9 protein-coding genes are annotated in these 4190 nt (G+C 51.0%); all 9 read right to left on the bottom strand.

What is annotated here, in order from left to right:
* Nucleotides 1–18: 18 nt before the first annotated feature.
* Entirely contained in the window at nt 19–387 is a 369-nt protein-coding gene (locus ACJO5Y_RS18180; RefSeq protein ID WP_406989186.1) for a hypothetical protein, read from the bottom strand.
* 94 nt (nt 388–481) lie between these two features.
* On the bottom strand, nt 482–820 hold the full coding sequence (locus tag ACJO5Y_RS18185; protein ID WP_406989200.1) for a DUF2750 domain-containing protein: 339 nt from the start codon (nt 818–820) through the stop codon (nt 482–484).
* 58 nt (nt 821–878) lie between these two features.
* Nucleotides 879–1292, bottom strand: coding sequence for a hypothetical protein (locus tag ACJO5Y_RS18190; protein ID WP_406989201.1), 414 nt, complete (start codon nt 1290–1292; stop codon nt 879–881).
* 74 nt (nt 1293–1366) lie between these two features.
* On the bottom strand, nt 1367–1660 hold the full coding sequence (locus ACJO5Y_RS18195) for a hypothetical protein (protein WP_406989202.1): 294 nt from the start codon (nt 1658–1660) through the stop codon (nt 1367–1369).
* Entirely contained in the window at nt 1657–1881 is a 225-nt protein-coding gene (locus ACJO5Y_RS18200; protein WP_406989203.1) for an addiction module protein, read from the bottom strand. Before ACJO5Y_RS18200 ends, ACJO5Y_RS18195 begins: the two co-directional genes overlap by 4 nt.
* Before the next feature lie 171 nt (nt 1882–2052).
* The gene (locus ACJO5Y_RS18205) at nt 2053–2406 is read right to left on the bottom strand and encodes a DUF2750 domain-containing protein (RefSeq protein ID WP_406989204.1); all 354 of its coding nucleotides are present in this window, start codon (nt 2404–2406) and stop codon (nt 2053–2055) included.
* A gap of 114 nt (nt 2407–2520) precedes the next feature.
* Nucleotides 2521–2877, bottom strand: a complete 357-nt coding sequence (locus ACJO5Y_RS18210) for a hypothetical protein (protein WP_406989206.1) — start codon at nt 2875–2877, stop codon at nt 2521–2523.
* A 510-nt stretch (nt 2878–3387) separates the two neighbouring features.
* The gene (locus ACJO5Y_RS18215; RefSeq protein ID WP_406989207.1) at nt 3388–3630 is read right to left on the bottom strand and encodes a hypothetical protein; all 243 of its coding nucleotides are present in this window, start codon (nt 3628–3630) and stop codon (nt 3388–3390) included.
* A 94-nt stretch (nt 3631–3724) separates the two neighbouring features.
* Nucleotides 3725–4190: hypothetical protein (locus tag ACJO5Y_RS18220; RefSeq protein WP_406988471.1), on the bottom strand; the 466-nt coding region annotated here is incomplete at its 5' end.

The following is a 4190-nucleotide window of genomic DNA, read 5'->3' on the forward strand; positions in this document are numbered from 1 at the left end:
GCGAACTGATGCGCCTTGTTAAGAATTTTCGCCATTCCCGAATAGCGCCCTGTTGCGCAAAAAAACCACGACTGCAAAAACAATGAAGCCTAACCCCATTAAAAACGGCAAGCTGACAATCCCGCCACCTGAGAAGTATCCAAAACCCGAAAACAAGAGCCCCATGAACAAGTAAAAAACCGGCGCGATTATCGTATTTTTGGGAGCAGCAGCGTACATCTTGGCGTTGTTTTCAATAATCATGTTCATGGCCTCGACTTGAGACTCATGCTGATTTTTGCACGCAAGACCATAAGTTAAATCAGTGGCACAGTTCGAGCAAAGGCCTTTGCTACAGCATTTGCATGTACCAACTGCCGCCACTCCTGAATGGTTAAAACAGTCCATGAATCTCCTAAATTCTTAACGCCAGCCATAAGCGGCGGCCCGACAGGGGCGTCCGGTGGAGGGCCACCGGCCCGGAACAGACTTAATGGCATTGTTACGTTTCGAGTCTGGCACGGAGTTCCTCAGCTGTGTAGGTGAGAGACTCTTGACCGTAGCGAGGCGAAGCCAAGACATCGACGATTTGTAGGCTCGACGAACCCAACCAGGCAGCACCCAGGAAATTGCTCATCGGTACGAACACCGGGGACAACCCTCTTTGGTTCAAATTCTCGGCGAACACTTCTGCTTTTTCTGCTGACGACCAAACAGGAAGTCCCCTGCCACCCTCCGCTTGTAGGGCATAAAGCGATTGGCCTGCCATTAGCACCCAAACACCATCTTGCTCCTGAACAGAGGTGATAAATTCGCGATCACCGATGATTTCTACATTCATTCAAATACTCGATGCATTGTCGACGACGAAACGTAACGCCAGCAGCAGGGGCGCGACATCAGGAGCGTCCCTTGCCTGCACTGGTTATGCCTGCTACCAGGCTGAAAGGAACCGCAACCATGAGCCCCAAGCCAGCGCCCCATACAGCTTCTGTAAAACCGATGTTTGACTGAGAGCCTAACATCAACCCCAAAAAATAAAGAAAACAAGAAAATATCAGAGCGCCAGAAGCAGCACCAGCCAGCGCTAAAGCAACCAGATTGAGCCGCCCGAATCTTTCCAGCAAGAAAACGAGTGGCAGCCCTAGGACAAAGGCCCCCAAATAGCTTGTAAATAGACCCAATAAGATTACTACCGGCAGCCAATTACCAAAGGCCTGCCCCTGAGTGAAAAACATGGGCACAAGGGTTACCGCAACGACGGGAGTAAGGGGAGCGGTAATTGAGGCCAACCACAGGCGTCTCTTATTCATAGGCATAACGCCCGGCTCACGCGCCGGTTTGGAGCCGCGAAGCGGCGGAAAATCGGTCGCTGTGCAGCCGATTGTTAAAGCCTTCCCAGCCAGTACTGCGGACGCCGGCGGTCATGGGCAACAGCCAGAACCTGAAAACCATCAGCGCTCTCTCGGTAAACGATAGACAAGGGAAATCTGTGAAGGGGCGCTCTACGAATATCTGGCGGCAACTCAGCTTGCCAGGCTTTTGGTGACTCGCCAATTAAATTGGCCAGGGCCTCAAATTCCACTATAAAGGCACCACCCAATCCCGGAACTTTTGATTCATAATAACCAACTGATTCCAGGAACTCGGCTTCCGCTGCCGGGTGAAAAGAATAGTTCATTTAATCAGTGCTCTAGCCTTCCTCATGACATCCTCACCAGACACAGCCTGAACTGTGCCATTGTCCAGCTCTTCGCCTCTACGTCGGGCCTCATGTAACCAATCGGATCTGAGCTCTTCTTCTGAAGGAGACTCCAGACTCAATACCAGTCGCTGGATCAATTGGGCTCGCTCCTCTTTAGGGAGGTGCAGCGCCTCGTCTTCAATTTTCTGGAGATTCATGGACAAAACCTCTCGTTCACGTATCGCTTAATTTTGACACGGATGGGTAACAGGTGCCACGACTCGGCTTTTCAGCTTTAACGCCAGCGCACAACGGCGCACTTGGAATGGAGGCGCAGCCGCAATGAAAAGGGCGTCCGGCGGCCATCGGCCGCGTATTGATGCGCCTTGTTAAATTTTTGCTTGCTCAACTGCATTGATTACTTCCTGAATAGGTAGGTCAAAGCCTATATTTTCTGGCTTTGCGTAGTTTATGCCCAAGAGGCACCCTGCCTGCTTTAACCCTGGTACCCATTCATTAAGAAACACATGCCATTCAAACCCTATTTGTTGGTACCCCTTGTACGCTGGAACTTGTTTTAGTTGTTTTAAAACTCGCTCTCTTGATGACCACCACGGAAAGCACTTAGTGCCGAAGCGATTATCAGACGTAACGTATTCACCATTTTTCTCGATTGTCCAGACCATCCCGTCGGCTGCCACTTCCTCAACAAACGTTTCCCATCTGGTCTCACTCGTGGTCATAAGCCTTCCTGAAATTTAACGCTGAGCTTAGCGGCGCCCTTGTAATGGAGGCGAAGCCGCAATGAAAAGGGCGTCCGGCGGCCATCGGCCGCGTACTACAGCGACTTGTTAAATTTAGCCGCCGAGCCAAGATGTTGCTATAGGTCCAAGAGCCAGAATTCCCGAAATGACGATGGACGCAATTGCGATCTTTTTGGCTTGGTTGGCAGACTTTACCGAGTGCTGGAACTCTGTCAGACCCATGTATCCGAAAAGTGCATCTGGTTTAAGAAACCAGTCGCGAACCTCATGAATATTCATCTCGTGAGAAATATCAGCACCCTGTGAATAGATCGTGGGCCCAATCGCCAGGAATTCCGACAGACCCATGCCTGATGCATTAAGTGCGTCTGATACGGAAAAGCTCCTTTTTCCAATAGAGAAAGAGATGAGCTTGACCGTCCGGTCTTTGAAAAGTGCGTCTGGAGTCATATCTCCCCAAAAATTTAACGCCTTCGTTCAGCGGCGCCCTGAAAAGGGCGTCCGGTGGAGGGCCAAAGGCCCGGAACAAACTGGAACTACTTGTTATGGGGCGAGAAGCATCCCTGCAAGGTAGCCAATTACGTTTATACCCCAGACTGGGAGGTAGAGAAACTTCACCTCATTTCGATGAAACCATCGAGTGCCTTCAACGGGTACACGATTGAAAGCGAAAGCAGTAATCATCAGTAAACCCCAGGTCCCCTCAAACTTGCTCCCGCCTTCAAACAGCCACCAGAAACCTCCGAGCATTGAGACACTCAAAATCATGATGCCGCCGAATAACAGCAGGATCACAGTTTCTATTCGGCGAGCTAAAGGGGATTTTGACCGCTCGAATTGCATATCTCGTATTACCCATAACGCCAGCGCACAACGGCGCCCTTGTAATGGAGGCGCAGCCGCAATGAAAAGGGCGTCCGGCGGCCATCGGCCGCGTATTGATGCGCCTTGTTATATGATCTACCTGGCTTCGAGGGTACTCGGCATTTTCCAGATAAAGAATGCCCCAACAGCCAGAGTCGCGATGCCTGCAATGACGTACTCGCCCTCATAAAATAGACGACCAATTGGAAGTGAAGAAAGCACCGCAATGGCACTCAACCACTTTTTTGACGTCAGGGTCTTTCCGCAGGACGAGCACTCATAGTAATTAAAGAAGAATGCCCCAAGCCCCAGCTTGGCATGACAGTTGGGACACTTCATCTGGCTTCCTCACACATATAACGCCGCTCAGCACGCGCGGCTACGAAATGAAGGCGAAGCCGCAATGTAGTAGACGTCGCCGTGACTGGCCTGGTTAGGAGTTTCCGGAATCAACGCAAACTCTGCCATTTTTGACACACAAGGTCCCAAACCCAGGTTGCCTAGAAATTAGAGCCCACTGCGGCTGCCCACTCTCTGTCATGAAGGAGACAACTCGGGTCCCGTTAGAAAGGCTCAACTGTATCTCGGGGATCGCACCAATTGTCTCTAAACCAGTAACCGTCGAGCCCAGCAACTTTTTTAACATGCTGGGCCACCGACGTGCCGAGCTATAGCTGCCGCCCAAGATGGATCGAGGCTTTTCGATTCGCCAGCTCCACTCAACCATGAGCGTAAAATTACCGCTCGGGTTACCAGTGGAGCCATCACGCAGATAAGTCGGTGACAGTTCACCCAACTCAACAAATATGGCAGAGCCATGACCAAGCCATACGTGATTTACAGGCAGACCTAACACGGCCTGCTTAAACTCGAGAAGCCCCAATTTTTCTCCTAACGCC

Source organism: Marinobacter alkalisoli (genome assembly GCF_045449855.1).
Taxonomy (GTDB): domain Bacteria; phylum Pseudomonadota; class Gammaproteobacteria; order Pseudomonadales; family Oleiphilaceae; genus Marinobacter.